The sequence below is a fragment of the Bradyrhizobium sp. SZCCHNRI20481 genome (assembly GCF_032485055.1).
In the GTDB taxonomy this organism is placed as follows: Bacteria; Pseudomonadota; Alphaproteobacteria; order Rhizobiales; family Xanthobacteraceae; genus Bradyrhizobium.
Window position 1 is genome coordinate 252,390 of sequence record NZ_JAUEUE010000009.1, and the last position, 17,705, is coordinate 270,094.

Below are 17,705 nucleotides of genomic sequence, written 5' to 3' on the forward strand. Positions count from 1 at the left end.
TATTCACACACAAGGTCGACCACATCTGTAACTATCGCTACAATGGGGTGAAATGAATTCCACGATTCCCGATATCGAGACGCCACCATTGGCAGATCCAAGTGGTCGACCTGCGCCTGCGCGGGACGAGACCTCGCTGCATGACGAGATCCTGGCACGGCTGCGCGACTACATCGTCGAGGGCCACGTCGCCGACGGCGGCCGCCTGTCCGAGCGCCAGCTTTGCGAAATGCTGGGGGTGTCCCGCACTCCCTTGCGCGAAGCGCTCAAGGTGCTCGCGGCCGAAGGCCTGGTCGAGCTGCTGCCCAATCGCGGCGCTCGGGTGCGCCCGCTCAGCGCCGCCGACATCCACGAATTATTCGACCTGATGGGAGGCCTGGAAGGGCTCGCCGGCCGCCTCGCCTGCGAGAAGATTTCGGATGAAGCGATCGAAAAAATCGAGCAGTTTCATCATGATATGTACGGGTTTTACATGCGGCAGGACATGCAGGGCTATTTCCGCATGAACCAGCTCATCCACCGCGCGATCGTGGATGCCGCCGCCAACGCCACCCTTCATGCGACCTATGAGAGCCTGGCGGGCCGCATCCGGCGGGTGCGCTTCTCGGCCAATTTCGCCCGCAAGCGCGAACGCTGGAGCGAGGCCATGCGCGAGCATGAGATGATCCTCGACGCCCTGCGCCGGCGCGCCGGAAGCGAGCTGTCCGACATTCTGTTTCAACATCTGCGCAACAAGGGCGCGGCCGCGATCGCCTACTTCGGCGAGAGTCAACCGCCAACGGCGGGAAGTAAGCCGGACAAGGTCGAATGACGCCCAGGATTGCGCAAATTTGCATGCAATCAGATTGACGCATTTGCAGAAATGAATGACACGGGGCTCAAGAGGGCCCGCCAGACGACAGCCGGGCCCGACCAGGGATCACCATGCCGAACGCCAAAGCCGGTCCGTCCAGGCTCGAACAGAAGCTCCGCGCCGAGATTGCAGGCGGCGTCTTCTTCGACCGCTTCAGCCGTGGCCGCTACGCCACCGACGCCTCGTTCTACCAGGTCATCCCGGCCGGCGTGGTCGTGCCGCGCACGATGGACGAGGCACTGCGTACGCTCGCCCTCGCCCGCGACGACGGCCGCATCGTCACCCCGCGCGGCGGCGGCACCTCGCAATGCGGCCAGACCGTCAACGAGGGGATCGTCGTCGACTTCTCCAAGCACCTGAACCGCATCGTCTCTCTCGACGTCGAGGCCCGGACCTGCGTGGTCGAGCCGGGCATCGTGCTCGACGACCTCAATCGCCAACTCAAGCAGCACGGCCTGTGGTTTCCCGTCGACGTCTCGACGGCGTCGCGTGCCACGATCGGCGGCATGGCCGGCAACAATTCCTGCGGCGGCCGCTCGCTGCGCTACGGCACGATGCGCGACAACACCATCGCGATCGACGCGGCGCTCGCCGACGGCACGCTGGCGCATTTTGGCGAGGTGCCGCGAGACCTTCGTGACGTCAGCGCGCCGGACAGCGCTCACGTGCTGTTTCGCGACATGCTTGCGCTGGGCGAGCGCGAGGCCGCGGAGATCGCCGACAAGTTTCCCAAGGTGCAGCGCCGCGTCGGCGGCTACAATCTGGATGCGCTGACGCCGCGCAACGCCGCCAACAACCTGGCCCATCTGCTCGTCGGCTCCGAAGGCACCCTCGCCTTCTCCACCCGCATCGAGCTCAAGCTGTGGCCCCTGATCCGCACCAAGGTGCTCGGCATCTGCCATTTCGGTAGCTTCTACGCGGCCATGGACGCGGCTCAGCACCTTGTGAAGCTGAAGCCGATCGCGGTCGAACTGGTGGACCGCACCATGATCGGGCTTGGACGCGACATCGCGATGTTCCAGCCAGTGATCGCCGCCGCCGTGCGCGGCGACCCCGACGCCATCCTGGTGGTGGAGTTCGCCGAGGAGACAACGGACGAGAACCTCGCCAAGCTGAAGCAGCTCTCCGAGTTGATGGGCGACCTCGGCTTCGCCTGGAGCAACGAGCCGCGCAAATGGGGCGGCGTGGTCGAGATCACCGACCCTGCCCTGCAGACCGCGGTCGCCGACTTCCGCGCCGCCGGCCTCAACGTGATGATGTCGATGAAGGAGGCCGGCAAGCCGGTGTCGTTCGTCGAGGACTGCGCGGTGCCGCTGCCGCATCTCGCTGACTACACCGCGCGGCTTAACGATGTGTTCGCGAAGCACGGCACGCGCGGCACCATGTATGCGCACGCCTCCGAAGGCTGTCTGCACGTTCGCCCGGTGCTGAACCTGAAGCTGGAGAAGGACGTCAAGGCGATGCGGGCCATCGCCGAGGAAGCCTTCGCCATGGTGCGCGAGTACAAGGGATCGCATTCCGGCGAGCACGGCGACGGCATCGTGCGCTCGGAATTCCACGAACAGATGTTCGGCAGCCGCATCGTCGCCGACTTCAAGGAGGTCAAGCAGCGCTTCGACCCCGGCAATGTGCTCAATCCCGGCCGCATCGTCGATCCGCCCAAGATGGACGACCGCTCGCTGTTCCGCTATCCGCCGGACTATCGCATCGATGATCTCAAGACCGTGCTCGACTGGTCGGCCTATCCCGGCGCCGCCGGCGGTTTCCAGGGCGCGGTCGAGATGTGCAACAACAACGGCGCCTGCCGCAAGCTCGACGGCGGCGTGATGTGCCCGTCCTATCGCGCCACCCGCGACGAGAAGGATGTCACGCGCGGCCGCGCCAATACGCTGCGGCTCGCGATCTCCGGCCAGCTCGGTCCCGGCGCGCTGTCGTCTGACGAGATGATGGAAACGCTGAAGCTGTGCGTGTCCTGCAAGGCCTGTCGCCGCGAGTGTCCGACCGGCGTCGACATGGCCAAGATGAAGATCGAGGTGCTGGCAGCGCGGGCAACGACGCATGGTCTTACGCTGCGTGACCGGCTCGTCGCCTACCTGCCGCGCTACGCCGATCTCGTCGCCCGCGTCGCGCCGCTCGTGAACCTGCGCAATCATGTTGCGCCCCTGCGCGTGCTGATGGAGCGCGTCGCCGGCATCAGCGCCAAGCGCAAGCTGCCGGCCTTCCGCACCGACACCTTCCGCGTCGAGGCCGACGCGTTCGGTCCGGCTGATGGCCGTGAGGTCGTGCTGTTCGGCGACACCTTCAACCGCGTCTATGAGCGCGAAAATCTCGACGCCGCGCTGCGCGTGCTGATCGCGGGCGGCTACCGCGTCTACGTTCCCAAGCCCGCCGATGGCGGCCGGGCGCTGTGCTGCGGCCGGACGTTCCTGTCCGCCGGTCTGGTCGACGAAGCCAAGTCCGAGCTGCAGCGCCTGGTCGAGACCTACGCGCCGTTCGCCTTGCGCGGCGTGCCGATCATTGGCCTGGAGCCAAGCTGCCTGCTGACGCTGCGCGACGAGCTGCTGTCGCTGCGCAACGACGCCACCGCGAAAACAATCAGCGCACACGCGCTGCTGCTGGAAGAGTTTCTGGCGCGCGAGGCAGAGGCCGGACGGCTCGCGCTGCCGCTCGCCCCCCTGCCCGGCAAGGCGCTGCTGCACGGCCATTGCCATCAGAAATCCTTCGCCGCCTTCAAGCCTGTCGAGCAGGTGCTGCGACTCATTCCGGAGCTCACGGTCGAGACCATCGAATCCTCCTGCTGCGGTATGGCCGGCGCGTTCGGCTATGGCGCGGAGACCTACGAGGTCTCGCTGCAGATGGCGGAGGCGTCGCTGCTGCCTGCGGTACGCAAGGCAGAAGCTTCGACCTTCATCGTCGCCAACGGCACCTCCTGCCGCCACCAGATCCAAGACGGCGCCGGTCGCGGCGCCGTGCACGCTGCGCAGCTCCTGGCGATGAGCCTGGAGCGGACGCAGATGCGTTCTTGATTCACGAGGTCGGAACGCCGCGGAGCATGATCTCAATGTTCGTCATTGCGAGGAGCGAAGCGACGAAGCAATCCAGACCTTTTCTTTCACCCTGGATTGCTTCGCTTCGCTCGCAATGACGGATGACCTAGCCAACTTGGCATCACAAAGCACAAGGACACCGACATGGCCGATCTCTCGCTCGACACCGCCCGTAAGATCCTCGACGCCACGCTCGCGAAGGGCATCGAGAAGAAGTTCAAGCCGCTCGCTGTGATGGTGCTCGACGCGCGCGGCTGCCTGAAGGCCGCCGCCGCGCAGGACGGCACCAGCCTGATGCGGGCCGAGGTCGCGCACGGCAAGGCCTACGGCGCACTCGCGCTCGGCCTCGGCTCCCGCGCCCTGTTCCAGCGCGCCCAGGAGCAGGCCTATTTCATCGACGCCGTGAACACGCTGGCCCAGGGCCGCATGGTCCCGGTGCCCGGCGGCGTGCTGATCATGGACGGCACGACGCTCGTCGGCGCCGTCGGCGTCTCCGGCGACACTTCGGACAATGACGAGATCTGCGCCGTCGCCGGCATCGAAGCCGCCGGCCTCAAGGCCAATCCGGGCTGAGCTCCGGTCGCACCGGCAAGGCTCAGCGAGCTTTTCTGTCCCACAATCTCCGGGGGGCTGGCCTGCCCTCTCGGAGCCTGATGGATCGCGCGTCGAAGTCCACGGCTCCGATAACGGCTGACGGAGAATTCATTCGGCCGGCTTGACCGGCCCGAAACATTGCCGGCCGCCGCACGTTTGTACGACGGGCGCGTGGAGAACCGGACATGCCTCGCAGACGAGCTCGCACCATCATCATCACGGGCGCCTCCGCCGGCGTCGGCCGCGCCATCGCAAAACGCTTCGGCGAGGCCGGCGACCGCGTCGGCCTGATCGCGCGTGACGAGGATGCGCTGCGCGACGTCCAGCGCGAGCTGCAGGCGCGGTTTGCCCATGCCGAATACGAGGCGGTCGATGTCGCCGACGCGCAGGCGCTGTTCGAGGCCGCCGAACGGCTCGAGCAGCGCCTGGGTCCGGTCGACATCTGGATCAATGACGCCATGGAGACGGTGTTCTCGACCGTGGCCGACATCACGCCGGAGGAGTTCCGCCGCGTCACCGAGGTCACCTATCTCGGCTTCGTGCACGGCACGATGGCGGCGCTGCGCTCGATGCGCCGGCACGGCGAAGGCCGCATCATTCAAATCGGCTCGGCGCTCGCCTATCGCGGCATTCCGCTGCAGGCGGCCTATTGCGGCGCCAAACATGCGATCCGGGGCTTCACCGACTCGCTGCGGGCCGAGCTGATGCACGAGCGCTCAGGCATCACGCTCAGCATCGTCGACCTGCCCGCGGTGAACACACCGCAATTCGACTGGGCTCGCGCGCACCTTGCGCATACGCCACGACCAATGGGCCGGCCGGTGGAGCCCGAGGTGATCGCGGACGCCGTCTATCGCGTCGCCGACGGCGGCTTCCGCGAATATTGGATCGGCTGGCCGACACTGCTCACGATCCTCGGTAACGCCGTCGCGCCCGCTTTGCTCGACCGCTACCTCGCTGCCAAGGCAATCGCCGGGCAACAGACCGACGTACCACTGGTGCCCGATCGCACCGACAATCTCGACCGTCCCGTGACGCGCCTGCACCGCACCCGCGGCTCCTTCAGCCAGGGCGCGGCGCAGCGGGCGATGCTCGTGCCGGGGGATGTCGCGCGCGCGGCGACCATTGCGCTCGGCGCGGCGGTGTTCTTCGCGCTGGGCGCTGTGATGAGCCGGCGGCGCTGGCGCTGAATTCGTCACGACCCGGCCGCCCTTGCGTGCCAACTGTGATCTGAGCTTCTCTATGGCGCGGCTTCCACACGGCGAGGAGCGCCTCCATGACCATCGAGAGCATCAGCGCGATTACGATTGCCACCCACGACATGACGCGCGCGGTCGCGTTCTATCGCGCGCTCGGCTTCGACGACATCGCCCATGGCGGCGCCCACACGTCGTTCACGAGCTTCCGTGTGGGCTCCGGCTTCCTCAACCTGATCGCCATGTCCAGGGAGAAGCAATGGAGCTGGTGGGGCCGCATCATCTTCCACGTCGCCGATGTCGACGCCGTCTACGCCAAGGCGCTGGCCGCTGGCTTTGTCCCCTCGACCACGCCCTGCAATGCCGAATGGGGCGAGCGCTATTTCCACCTCACCGATCCCGACGGCCACGAACTGAGCTTCGCGCGGCCGCTCGGACGGTGAGTTAGCCGAGTTCGAAGGTAGTGACACCGAACACCCGGTCGATCCGGAGCGGCAGGATCGGCCCGGTGTACATGCGCGCGGTCTCGAACACCGGCTTCAGGCCGAGGCTCTCGGCGAGCGTAACCGCCTCCGGATTGATCGCGGGCACGTCGAGGAACATCTCGCAGTCGCCGGCTGCGCTCAGCAGCGCCGACACCACAGCCTCGGCATCGGCACGCTTTTCCGCAATCAGCGGACCGATTTTGTAGCCCGCACGGCACGGACGGATCACACCCCAGGCGGCTAGCGTACCGTCGCGGATCAGCGCCCGGCCGACATGACCGGGCGTGTCGATCCAGGCCCGCAGGAATGCCCGGCGCGGGGCGGGAAATACGGTCGCATCTGACGCTTCGATGTCGGAAAGCGGCACATCGGCAAGAGCGACGATACCTGATCGATCCGCCGATTGCAGCAAGGCGGCGGATCGTCCCCCGTAGCGGATATTGGCATACGCGTAGCTGAAGCCGGATTTCCGATAGTTGTCCTGCTGCGCGACCACGCCATCGAGTCCGACAATGCGCGATCCCGCATGCGCCATCGCCGCCTGCCAGAGCCGCAAGCCGTAGCCGCGCCCGCGCAGCTCGGAACGCACCATGTAGAATCCGAGAAAGGCGAACCGGTCGTCATAGTTCACGCAGGACACGGTCGCGACCGGCACGCCGTCGCGCTCGGCGACGAGGAAGCCGTCGGGGTCGACCTCTGCGAAGCACGTCGCATCGGACAACCCGGGATTCCACCCCTCGGCTGCCGCCCAGTCGATCGCGAGCCCGATCTCGTCCGGCCGCATCGGCCGGATGTGCAGGCCATCAGCGTCGGGATGTCCGGCGGGTCGTGTCATGTTCCCCTCGATCCGAATGCCGCACCATCCGTCAATCATGACGCCGCGCGAACCTCAGGGCAACCTACGCGGCCAATACTGCTGTGAGGTTTCAGTCTCGAATGATGATCGTCCAAGCACGCTGTTCATCTGCTGCAAGGACAAGCCAGGCGGCACTCAAATGTGCGCTGCGCATTCGCAGCCAAATGATAGGCAGGTCTCGATGAGACGCTGATCGCCTCGCGCATCCGCTGTCCGGATATCTTTCCCCAGATAGAGCTAGAATTGAACTTTGATGTGCCCCTCGATCGAGTGATCCTGGCTGCTCCTCGAAAGATTGCCGCGATAGGACACTCCCATGACAGTATTGGCGCTTGTGCGCAGATCCAGGGCGGTCTGCACCAGGGCGGCATCCCGAGCGAGCGGCAGCCCTGCAATGTCAAATGCAGCGCCGGTGCTTCTGAAAAGCAGGTGGTCTTCCGGCTTGAGCTGGCCGAAACCGTGTTGCCAAGCGAGCGATGCTGACGGCTTGAGCGCCATTCCGTCCGATAGTGCAATCAGCGCCGATGCGCGCGCCCCGATCGCCGTATAACCTACGTCCTCCTCGCGCGATGAGCCGGAAAGTGCGGCGACGTCACCGGCCTCATCGAAGCCATTGGTATGGAGATGGATCCAGGACCAACCTGCAAATGGCTCCACAAGAGCATCCGCGAGGTTCAGATCATACCCAATCTCACCAAATATTTGTGAGCCGAACGCGCCATAACGCCCGGTCGCCCGTTCGAGAAAACCCGGATAGCTGATCGAGCGAGCGCTCCCAATGGTGCTGAAGCTCAGAAGTGCCCCCGAGCGGACGTTCCAGGCACCCACGTCAAAGCCAGTATAGACGGCTAGATATGCGCTATCGATATCGGCCGAGCTCGCACGGGCATCGATGCTCGTCCTCGAATTGGTGTAGCCGACCGCGACGCCTGCCCGCCAGTTGTCGCCCAGCCGCCCATCTACTCCGCTGAAGAAACCGCTCAGGCGTCGGCTCATACCAGCAGCATTGCCGTCACCATGAGCCGTGCCCCAAGCCCCCACTCCCTGAGCCCACCAGCCAATATCCCGCGATGTGGACGCGTTGGCCGACGACGGAATGCTGCCGGTGCGGAGAATGCGCCTGTCCGTATCGGCGGCGTAGGCCAGATGCTTCGGCGAGGATAGATCGACATCGCCGTAGATCACGGCTGGACCACCGGAGCCGAAACTCGCAAACGGCCCAAAACGGTCCTCAAAGGAAGTTTGACGCAAGCGTCCGAGGACGGCGTCCCGGGCGAAATGACCGTCTTCGACGAGGGACGTCCGTGCGCTGGCATGAAGTTCGCCCGACAGCGCGTCGAACGCCTGTTGCGCGCCGGGCGCTGTCTGGAAGATCACGCTGCCGAAGAGCCGGCTATCCGGCGAGCTTTCCTGGAGAGCGGTGGCTACGGCCAGCTGGTTTGCCGTCCGCGCGACGCTCGGAAAGAACGTCGACTGGGTCAACGAGAGGAACACGTTGTTGGCATCATAACTCAGGCTGGGAAACAGGAACGCAGAGTTGCTGCTCACCCCAGAGAAGGCACCACTAATGCCATCGGCGGCATTGAGGATATTGTAGGTGGTACGGAAGGCATAGGCACCGTTCTGCGGCAGGACGACGACATTGCCATTGAGTCTTGCCGTGCCGGTCGCCACGATCCGGTCTGCCGCCCCGGACGCGTTGGTCTCGACTTCGTAGGTGGAGCCAGAGGCAAAGGATACGTCGCCAGAGACATTAAGCGTCCCGATCGCATTGCCTGGAGAAACGACTCCCCTGCTCGCGACAGCGAGGCCGCCGATCGTGCCATTGCCCATGAGCCGGGCCCCGGAGTTGACGAACACGGTCGATGCGAGCTCCCCTGTGACGTCTAGTATCCCGCTGTTGATGAACGTCGGGCCTGTGTAGCTACTGTGCCCGCTCAGGACGAGCGTGCCACTGCCGTTTTGCTCGAGGGCACCAGAGCCTGAGATCGTTCCACCGAAGGTGTAACCGTCGGAATGATTGAAGGCCAAGATTCCGTTGTCGATCACGTCGCCGACGATCGAGCCGCTGGTACCGCCATTGCCGAGTTGCAGTGTGCCCGCGCTGACGATGGTGCCGCCGGTATAAGTGTTCGCACCGGAGAAGATGGTGGTGCCGGAGCCAAGCTGTTGGAATGTCCCGGTGCCCGAAATGATGCCGCCGAACGTGTAGCTGTCGGAACGATTGATCGCAAAGATGCCGTTGTCAGTGACGTTGCCGCCGATCGAGCCGGCGCTGCCGCCATTCCCGAGTTGCAGTGCGCCGCTATTCACTGTGACTGAGGTGTTTGGCATGTTTCCGTCGACCTCAAGCAGGCCGCCATTCACGGTAAAGCTGGAGATGAGCGGAGTGGTGCCAGTAAGCGTCCAGTGGCTGCTGCCCTCCTTGAGAAACGTCCCGAAGCCCTGGTATTGCAGGCCGGCACCGATCGTTGCGACGTTGAAGCTCGCTGTACCAGTGCCGCCCAGTGCAAGGGTGTCGCTGCCGCCGCCGAAAACGTTGCCGTTGATCGCAGCGGTTGGATAGAGCTCAAGCCGGTTCGCCGAACCATGAAACCGAACGGCGCCGCCCGCACCGCCATCTAGCGTACCGGCCACAGTGAGAGTGGTAGGGCTGACGACGAAGCTCGATGTATCAATGGCGAAACCATCCGCTCCCGTACCATTCGAGGTCACGTGGCTTCCGGCGCCGATCGTAATCGCAATTGATCCGCTCGTTCCGCTTCTCGCATATATGCCCGTCGTATTGGTTCCTGTGACGTCGCCAGCGACGGCGATCTTTACCGCGCCATTGCCATCGCTCCGCGCGAAGATGCCGCTCTCCTGGCCGCTCACGGTAGTTCCGGCGGCTGTGGTCACCGTGACATCTGCGTTCCCTCTCGCGAGAAGAGCGAAATCGCTGCCGGTCGTGCCGGCGGCCGTGACGTCACCGTTGACCGTCACGGTCGTCGATCCAGTGCCGTAGTTGCGGCTCAGAATTCCGTAGCGCGCGCCGCGGACGTTGGAGCCTGCGCCGGTTGTCACGGTCAGATCAGTGCCGAAATTGATCGCCACGATTCCCCGCGATACCGAGGTTGTGCCCGTGCTTACGACATCGCCGTTGGTCGTGATGCTGAGCGCGCCGGTGCCCTGGTTGCGGCCCCGAATGCCGTAGTTGAGGGCGGTGATATCACCGTTGGTATTCACTGTGATGCTGCCCGGAACGCCGGCTGTCGTCGTCATATTGAGTCCGTTGCCGGCGGTCGCAGTAAACGGAGAGAAGTTCGTATCGGTGTATGAAAGGTTGCCGGCGCCGGTGATCGTCAGAGCATTCGAGGAGACGGTCGTAATGCGGAATCCCGATAGCGCAGTCACGTGAGCGTTGGCGCCCGAAATCGTCTGGGCGGTGCTGGCCGCCGAGCATTCCCAATTGGAACCGCCCACATTGGCGCAAGCAGCGTAGACCCGGCGGCTATAGCCGAAAACTGCGCCCACCAGCATCGAAGACGACAGCACCAACTGCCGGCATGGAAACCTGTCGGACAAGCGCCGCCCTCCTCCTTTGGGCTGGGAAACTCAACCTTTATATGTCAAAAGTTATTGGACAACCAGAAGATGATCGCACATCGACCAAAAAGTCTTAAGCCGTTCCCGTCTTTCGAGGCACTCTCCTAGGCCGCGCTGAAGAGGCCTGCCTCTTGTCGGGTTCACCGCCGTTTGGAGAAGCATCCATGGGCCGTCGTGACGACGTACCGACATTCGAATCAAACGAAATTCTGCCAGCCGATCGAACTTGCGTACGCCTTCCCGCGGAACAGGTTGGCCAGGCCGGCAGTGAAGCGGTTCGGTATTCCATGTCACCCGGACTGCCCGACTTTCTTGGTTCTCAGCGCATCGCCATCGCGGGTTCGTCCTATCAATCCGGCAAATTCTATTTCCTGGGTCAGAATGCCGACGGCGGGCTCTTGGTCCACGAGCGCCTCTTTCACAAGGCCATGGGAATCTGCGTCGTGGACAGCGATACGCTCCTGCTCGCCACGATGTTCCAGATCTTGAGATTCAGGAACGTACTTGCGCCCGGGCAGCGGATCAACGATCTGCACGATGCCTGTTATGTCCCGCGCCAGATCTTCACCACTGGCGAGCTCGATGTTCATGACGTGGGGATGCTGAGCGACGGCCGCATCGTCTTCGTCAACACGCTTTACAATTGTCTTGCCTCCACATCGGAACGGCACAGCTTCACGCCGCTGTGGAAGCCTTCCTTCATTTCGAAGATCGTCAAGGAGGACCGATGTCATCTGAACGGACTTGCCATCGAAGACGGCGCCCCGCGCTACGTTACGGCGATCAGCAGATCGGACACCGTCGACGGCTGGCGCGACCGTCGTTCCGATGGCGGCATCGTCATCGACGTGCACTCCAATGAGATAGTGATCGATGGTCTCTCGATGCCTCATTCCCCCCGGCTCTATCGCGGGAGATTGTGGGTGCTCAACTCGGGCACGGGGGAGATCGGATGGATCGAGCGTTCAGCAGCCGGCGCGACGTTCCACGTTCTGGCATTCTGTCCCGGCTTCGTGCGCGGGCTCGCGTTTTTCGGCAACTATGCCTTCGTTGGCTTGTCGAAACCTCGCTATGAGCGTTTCGAGGGTCTCGCACTGGATCGCAGGTTGGCCGAAACCGATTCTGAACCGTGGTGCGGAATCCAATTGATCAATCTCGACACCGGTGCCTGCGAAAACTGGTTTCGGATTGATGGGGCGGTAGCCGAATTCTACGATCTGGGCGTGGTGCCAGACGTGATACGACCAATGGCGATCGGCTTCGCCAACAACGAGATCCTTGATCTCGTCACCCACGATCCGATGGATCCCGCTCAGAGCGCTTGGCCTGTGCATGAACGAGCGCCGGGAATTGGGTCCCCGAGGCGCGCGTAAAGCTGCGCGCTAGCCGAGGAACGAGCGATGCTCCGCCTTCGCGGAGCATGACAGCTGGAACAACAGAGCCGCCGTCAAGCGATCCACCTGCCGCGCGCTACTTCCCCGGCCACACCGGCTTGCGCTTCTCGGCGAACGCCTTCAGGCCTTCCTTGGCGTCCTCGGTCATCGCCAAGAGCGCGATCTGGCTTTCGAGATAGGCGATCGCCTCGTCGAACGACATCGACGCGATGGCGCGCATGGCGTATTTGCCGCGGCGGATGGCGGTCGGCGACTTGTCGACGATGCGGCCGATCAGCCACTCGATCTTGGCATCGAGCTCGGCGGCGGGAACGACATGGTTGAGCAACCCCGCAGCCTGTGCAGCCTTGGCGTCGAACGGCTCGCCCGTCAGCGCCCATTCGTTGACGAGACGCGGCGGCGCGATGCTCTGCAAGAGGCTCAGCACCTGCATCGGGAACACGCCGACCTTGACCTCCGGCAGGCCGAAGATGACGTGATCGGCCGCGACCGCCATGTCGGTCATGCACAACAGACCCATGCCGCCGGCCATGCAGACGCCGCCGACGCGTGCGATCGCAGGCTTGGTGGCATTCTGCGACAGCCTCAGCAGATCGGCATAGTCGACATTGGGCCGGGAGAAATCCATCGCGAAGGCGGCGCCGGAGTTCTGCAGGTCGGCGCCCGCACAGAACGCCTTGTCCCCCGCGCCGGTCAGCACGATCACGCGCACCTGCGGATCGTCATGGGCTTGGCGATAGCCGCGCGAGATCCCCGCGATGACGTCGCCATTGAGGGCGTTGCGCTTCTCCGGACGATTGATGGTGATCCAGAGGGCCTGGCCGCGCTTGTCGAGAATCACGCTGTCGTCGGTCATCGCCTTGCCTGTTGCTTGATGTCGGATGCGAGATTGTCGCGGGATAGCCGCCGCGGGCAAGGAAAACTTGCGTCAGCTGGCCGCGCGGCGGCCGATCTCGGCGATGACACCGTGCAGCCGCGGACGCGCTGGATCGAACTGTCCGGCGTGCAGGAAGGCGATGGTCTGCCGGAACGACGTCGGATGCACCAGCAGGCCCATATGCGACGCCTTGACCGTTGTGTAGTCCGTCATCCCGGCGAGCTTGCAGCTCTCGACCGAGACGCGGCCGTCATTCGGCCACGGCAGCAGGAACAGGCCGGCGATCGGATCAAGGAAACGGTTGCCGGCGATCACGCCGATCTCGTAATCGGCGGGCGGCAGAGAGGCGAGCGTGACGTCTTTCGTCGTCACCAGCTGCAGGCCGGCTGGGCCGAAATAGGCGCGATAGAGCCCGACGTTCTGCAGCCGGTCGGCGAGCTCGCTGCCGCCATTGGGCGTTCCCAGCATGACGACACGGCCGAGCCGTGCCGGACGATGCTTCGCGATCGCGACCCGTGCCAGCAGCCCGCCCATCGAATGGGTGACGAAGTGGATCGGGCCGTCGATCCCGGCGGCAAAATCGGCGATGGCCGGGCGGATGTCCTCGGCAAGAAACTCGAGCGGCTTCTTGCGGCTTTCATAGTCGAGGTTCAACGTCGCAAAACCAGCTCGCTGCAGCCGCTTTTCCAGCGGACGCAGCATCAATGATCGGCCGGCGATACCATGCAGCAGGACGACCCCCGCGTCGCGGGGGCCAATGTGCTGAGAACGCCGGCGCAGCGATGCAATCACGCGACTTCCCGCTCTTCCGGCTCACGCTCGACCGTGGCTGTTGCCGCACTCGCCTCGGCGAGCGCCTTGGCGCCGACATAGTCGGTCTTGCCGGAACCGAGCAGCGGGATATTGTCGACCACCATCACGACGGCCGGCACCGCCAGCTCCGGCGCGCCTTGCGCCTTGGCCTGGCGCTGCATCGCGGAGCGCTCGGCATCCTTGTGCGTCGTGATCAGCACGATGCGCTCGCCCTTGCGCTGGTCGGGAATCGAGACCGCGACCGATGCCGCTTGCGGCCATAGCGTCGCGGCAATCTGCTCAACCACCGTCAGCGACACCATCTCGCCGGCGATCTTGGCAAAGCGCTTGGCGCGGCCCTTGATCGTGATGAAGCCTTGCGCGTCGATGGTGACGATGTCGCCGGTGTCGTGCCAGCCCTCCGGCAGTGCCTCCAGCACACCCGGATTTTCGGCTCTGACATAGCCGAGCATGACGTTGGGGCCACGGACCGAGAGGCGTCCGCCCTCCTCGATGCCCGGCACCTTGTCGAGCCGGTACTCCATCAGCGGCGACAGGCGGCCGACGGTGCCGACACGGTTGGCCATCGGCGTGTTCATCGCCAGCACCGGCGCGGTCTCCGTGACGCCATAGCCTTCGAGAACGCGGATGCCATAACGCTCCATGTAGATCTGCCGTGTCCGGTCCTTGACCGGCTCGGCGCCGGCGATGACCAGCCGCAGGGTGCGGAAATCATAGGCGTGGGCGGAGCGCGCGTAACCAGTCAGGAAGGTGTCGGTGCCGAACAAGATGGTGGCGCCGGTCTGGTAGATCAGTTCGGGCACGATCCGGTAGTGCAGCGGCGACGGGTACATATAGATGGGGATGCCCGCCAACATGGGCATCATCATGCCGCCGGTGAGGCCGAAGGAGTGGAACACCGGCAAAACATTGAACACAAGATCGTTAGCGTTGGCATCGACCCTCGCCAATGCCTGGGCGGCGTTCGCGAGAATGTTGCGATGGGACAGGACGACGCCCTTTGGCGTGCCTTCGGAGCCGGACGTGAACAGAATCACGGCGGGGTGGTCGGCATTGCGGGCGACGCGCGGCTTGGTGCCGTCGATCATCCCCTTGATCTTGTCGGCCAGGCTGACCGAGGCCTTGACGTCCTCGAGATAGACCAGACGGGCCTGCCCCTCGATCGCCGCGATCAGCTTGTCGAGCTTGCCCTTCTCGATGAAGGCCCGCGACGTCAGAACGGTCGTGACCTGCGCCGCCTTCATCGCCGCCAGCACGTTCACCGGGCCGGCGGAGAAGTTCAGCATTGCCGGCACGCGGCCGATCGACTGCAGTGCCATGAACACCACGGCGACGCCGGCGGAGTTCGGCAGCAACAGGCCGATGTTCTCGCCCACCATCGTCCCCTGCTCGAGCTTACGGCTGAGCACCTGCGAGCCAAGCAGCAGCTTGCGATAGGTCAGCTTGGTGCCGAGTGGATCCTCGATCATCACCTTGCCGGTGTCGTGGTCGCGATGGGCATGGGCGAGCGCCTCGAACAGTGTCCGATCCAGCATGGCGTTCTTGACCATGGCTTCGATCATCACGTCCTGCAGCGCAGCGCCAGCCGCGTTGCGGCGGGTCTTGCCCTTGAGAGCTGCATCGATGGTGAGCTTCACCGGCGGCAGGATCGTCACCGTCACCTTGGGAAACCACGAGCGCTTGATCTGGCCATCCTTGAGATAGCTGAGATGCGAGCGCTGCGCGCCCTCGATGCGGACCGGCACCACGACGGCGTCGGCCTTGTCGGCGATCATCGCGGTGCCGTCATAGACCTTCATCAGCGAGCCCGACACCGTGATGCGGCCCTCCGGGAAGATCACCACCGGTTCCTGGCTGGCGACCAGCTTGATCAGATCGCGCGCGCCGAGCGGCTTGGTCGGGTCGATCGTGATGTGGCTCACCAGTTTCAGGAAGATCTTCGCCCACCAGGCCTTGGAGATTCCAGTATCGACGGCGAAGGTCGCATCGATCGGCAGCACCGCGTGGAGCAGCGGGCCATCGATCAGGCTGACATGGTTCGGCGCGATCAGCATGCGAGTGCCGGCCGGCGGCAGGTTCTCCAGCCCGCGCACCTCGGTGCGGAACAAGGCGCGGAACAGCATCGCGCCGAAGTCGCGCACGCCCTCCCTGCCCCATTTGGTGAGCACGAACCAGACGGCGCCGAAGCTCGCCAAGGCCAGACCGAAGAAGATCCAGGCGATCGAGACGCCTGCAGCCTGCAGGCCAGCCACGCCCAGCGAGCCGACCACCATGAAAGCGGCCTGCAGCACGTTGCCGGCGGCGATGACCCGGGCGCGCTCGGTGGGCTCCGACCACGCCTGCACAGCGGCGAACGCAGGAACCACGAAGAGGCCGCCGCCGAAGGCGAACAAGGCGAAATCGAACAGCATGCGCGAGCCTGACCAGGAGCCGATGAATCCCAGCGGCGTGATTCCCTTCGCGATCTCCGTCGTGCCGATCGCCCAGGACAAGTCGAGGCCGAGCACGCCCATGATGATGGCGCCGATCGGCACCAGCGCGAGGTTCGGCCTGACGTGGCTGAGATGCGCGGCGAACAGCGAGCCGATCGCGATGCCGACCGCAAAGATGGCGAGGCACAGGGTGACGACGCCCTCGGTACCGCCGACGACGTCCTTGACCAGGGCCGGCAGCAGCGACAGCACGACGGCACCCACAAGCCAGAACCAGGACACGATCACCATGCCATCCCACAGCCGAGGCGCGGCATGTAACGACTTCAGAAGGTGCAAGGTCGAGGTCCAGGGGTTGGCCGTGATCCGCAGATCCGGCGCGGACGGCACCGTGTGCGGGATGCGCGAGGCGGAGGCCCAGGAGATGACGGCAAGGCCGATCACCGCGAGAGCGACCCAGCCCATGTGCGAGGAGCCGGAGACAAGCTGGCCGCCGGCGATGGTGCCAATCAGGATGGCCATGAAGGTCGCACCTTCCACTAGCGCATTGCCGGTGGCGAGCTCGCCGACCGTCAGTTGGTCCGGCAGCATGGCGTATTTCACGGGGCCGAACAGCGCGGCGATGACACCGAACATGCCGAGGGCGACGAACAGCAGCGGGATCGAATGCATGAAGAAACCCAGCGCCGCGAAGCCGGCAGCGAATATCTCGGCGAACTTCAGCCTGCGCGCGACGATGCCCTTGACGTACCTGTCGGCCAACTCGCCGCCGAGTCCCGAAAGAATGAAGAATGGGAAGATGAACACCGCACCGGCCACGGTCACCAGCGCATCGCCATGCACGGCCATGGCGCCATAGAGCAGCATGATGACGAGCGCATTCTTCAGGACGTTGTCGTTCAGCGCCGAGGAGAATTGCGCCCAGAACAGCGGGGCAAAACGGCGCGACGACATCAACTGCTTGATCATGGTCGTTTCCTGGTGTGCTGCGGCGGCTCGGCCGCAAGGATGGCAAGAGTCTTGAAGGTTGGTGATGAAATGAGGTGGTGCCGGTGATGCACCCTGTTAGACGCGGTCATGCGGTCTGCCGTTCTGTTGTTGGCCGCCGACCAGCACGAAGAGTAGCCCGAAGGTCGTGTGCAAAAGGCTTATCCAGACCGAGGGCAGCTGGACGGAGGTTATGGGACGCGAGAACATGGTGACCGCTTCCTTGCGTATGAGCCGGGGATTTGAGCCGTGATCAACTCAGCTCACTCAGGTAGTGGAAGCAGCCGCACAGGCCACCGCGGCGAGGCCGGCGTCCCTCGCGAGCAGCTGCGCGAAAAAGCCGGTCTCCGGGCACCCGCCTTGCGCGCCGCGCGGCCAGCAGGCCGGCAACGTCACAGGCGTTGGCGATGCGCTCAACGCGTGCCGCCACAAGGTGAGACGCAGCCCGAGCCAAACCGTTCAGCAACGGCTGGAGATCGACGACGGGAAAAAGCTGCGGACCGCGAAAGCTGAGAGCCGGCATGGGATCACTCCTTCTATTTTGAGCAATGCTCAAAATAGATATCGCGAAAATGAGCGACGCTCA

General features: G+C 64.4%; 11 protein-coding genes. 6 read left to right on the forward strand and 5 right to left on the reverse strand.

Annotation, left to right across the window (positions count from 1 at the left end; genetic code table 11):
- Positions 1-52: 52 nt before the first annotated feature.
- From QX132_RS16975 to QX132_RS16995, 5 genes are all read left to right on the forward strand, one after another.
- A complete protein-coding gene (locus QX132_RS16975; RefSeq protein ID WP_315739015.1) occupies positions 53-811 on the forward strand; it encodes a GntR family transcriptional regulator in 759 nt (252 codons plus the stop codon).
- Positions 812-924: 113 nt separating this feature from the next.
- Positions 925-3,879: an FAD-binding and (Fe-S)-binding domain-containing protein gene (locus QX132_RS16980; protein WP_316162045.1), complete on the forward strand. Its 2,955-nt coding sequence runs from the start codon at positions 925-927 to the stop codon at positions 3,877-3,879.
- A 165-nt stretch (positions 3,880-4,044) separates the two neighbouring features.
- Positions 4,045-4,473 (forward strand): GlcG/HbpS family heme-binding protein, encoded by a 429-nt coding sequence (locus QX132_RS16985; RefSeq protein ID WP_315777060.1) that lies wholly within the window; start codon positions 4,045-4,047, stop codon positions 4,471-4,473.
- Positions 4,474-4,679: 206 nt separating this feature from the next.
- A complete protein-coding gene (locus tag QX132_RS16990) occupies positions 4,680-5,684 on the forward strand; it encodes an SDR family oxidoreductase (protein WP_316162047.1) in 1,005 nt (334 codons plus the stop codon).
- Between the two features lie 86 nt (positions 5,685-5,770).
- On the forward strand, positions 5,771-6,133 hold the full coding sequence (locus tag QX132_RS16995) for a VOC family protein (protein WP_316162049.1): 363 nt from the start codon (positions 5,771-5,773) through the stop codon (positions 6,131-6,133).
- Between the two features lies 1 nt (position 6,134).
- Here QX132_RS16995 and QX132_RS17000 read toward each other — a convergent pair whose 3' ends face one another.
- Together QX132_RS17000 and QX132_RS17005 are read right to left on the reverse strand one after the other, a co-directional pair.
- Positions 6,135-7,010: a GNAT family N-acetyltransferase gene (locus tag QX132_RS17000; protein ID WP_316162050.1), complete on the reverse strand. Its 876-nt coding sequence runs from the start codon at positions 7,008-7,010 to the stop codon at positions 6,135-6,137.
- A 258-nt stretch (positions 7,011-7,268) separates the two neighbouring features.
- Positions 7,269-10,595: an autotransporter domain-containing protein gene (locus QX132_RS17005; protein ID WP_316162053.1), complete on the reverse strand. Its 3,327-nt coding sequence runs from the start codon at positions 10,593-10,595 to the stop codon at positions 7,269-7,271.
- Between the two features lie 185 nt (positions 10,596-10,780).
- Here QX132_RS17005 and QX132_RS17010 point away from each other — a divergent pair, with 185 nt between their 5' ends.
- The gene (locus tag QX132_RS17010; protein ID WP_316162055.1) at positions 10,781-11,989 is read left to right on the forward strand and encodes a TIGR03032 family protein; all 1,209 of its coding nucleotides are present in this window, start codon (positions 10,781-10,783) and stop codon (positions 11,987-11,989) included.
- Between the two features lie 97 nt (positions 11,990-12,086).
- Here QX132_RS17010 and QX132_RS17015 read toward each other — a convergent pair whose 3' ends face one another.
- The 3 genes from QX132_RS17015 to QX132_RS17025 form a co-directional block, all read right to left on the reverse strand.
- Positions 12,087-12,866: an enoyl-CoA hydratase/isomerase family protein gene (locus tag QX132_RS17015; RefSeq protein ID WP_316162057.1), complete on the reverse strand. Its 780-nt coding sequence runs from the start codon at positions 12,864-12,866 to the stop codon at positions 12,087-12,089.
- A 72-nt stretch (positions 12,867-12,938) separates the two neighbouring features.
- Positions 12,939-13,676, reverse strand: a complete 738-nt coding sequence (locus tag QX132_RS17020; RefSeq protein ID WP_316162102.1) for an esterase/lipase family protein — start codon at positions 13,674-13,676, stop codon at positions 12,939-12,941.
- Entirely contained in the window at positions 13,676-17,101 is a 3,426-nt protein-coding gene (locus QX132_RS17025; RefSeq protein WP_316162059.1) for an acyl-[ACP]--phospholipid O-acyltransferase, read from the reverse strand. Before QX132_RS17025 ends, QX132_RS17020 begins: the two co-directional genes overlap by 1 nt.
- Positions 17,102-17,705: the final 604 nt, after the last annotated feature.

Excerpts from the sequence above, each read along its gene's own strand:
- QX132_RS16975 (WP_315739015.1), top strand. The coding sequence starts at position 53 with ATGAATTCCACGATTCCCGATATCGAGACGCCACCATTGGCAGATCCA.
- QX132_RS16980 (WP_316162045.1), top strand. The coding sequence starts at position 925 with ATGCCGAACGCCAAAGCCGGTCCGTCCAGGCTCGAACAGAAGCTCCGC.
- QX132_RS16985 (WP_315777060.1), top strand. The coding sequence starts at position 4,045 with ATGGCCGATCTCTCGCTCGACACCGCCCGTAAGATCCTCGACGCCACG.
- QX132_RS16990 (WP_316162047.1), top strand. The coding sequence starts at position 4,680 with ATGCCTCGCAGACGAGCTCGCACCATCATCATCACGGGCGCCTCCGCC.
- QX132_RS16995 (WP_316162049.1), top strand. The coding sequence starts at position 5,771 with ATGACCATCGAGAGCATCAGCGCGATTACGATTGCCACCCACGACATG.
- QX132_RS17000 (WP_316162050.1), bottom strand. The coding sequence starts at position 7,010 with ATGACACGACCCGCCGGACATCCCGACGCTGATGGCCTGCACATCCGG.
- QX132_RS17010 (WP_316162055.1), top strand. The coding sequence starts at position 10,781 with ATGGGCCGTCGTGACGACGTACCGACATTCGAATCAAACGAAATTCTG.
- QX132_RS17015 (WP_316162057.1), bottom strand. The coding sequence starts at position 12,866 with ATGACCGACGACAGCGTGATTCTCGACAAGCGCGGCCAGGCCCTCTGG.
- QX132_RS17025 (WP_316162059.1), bottom strand. The coding sequence starts at position 17,101 with ATGATCAAGCAGTTGATGTCGTCGCGCCGTTTTGCCCCGCTGTTCTGG.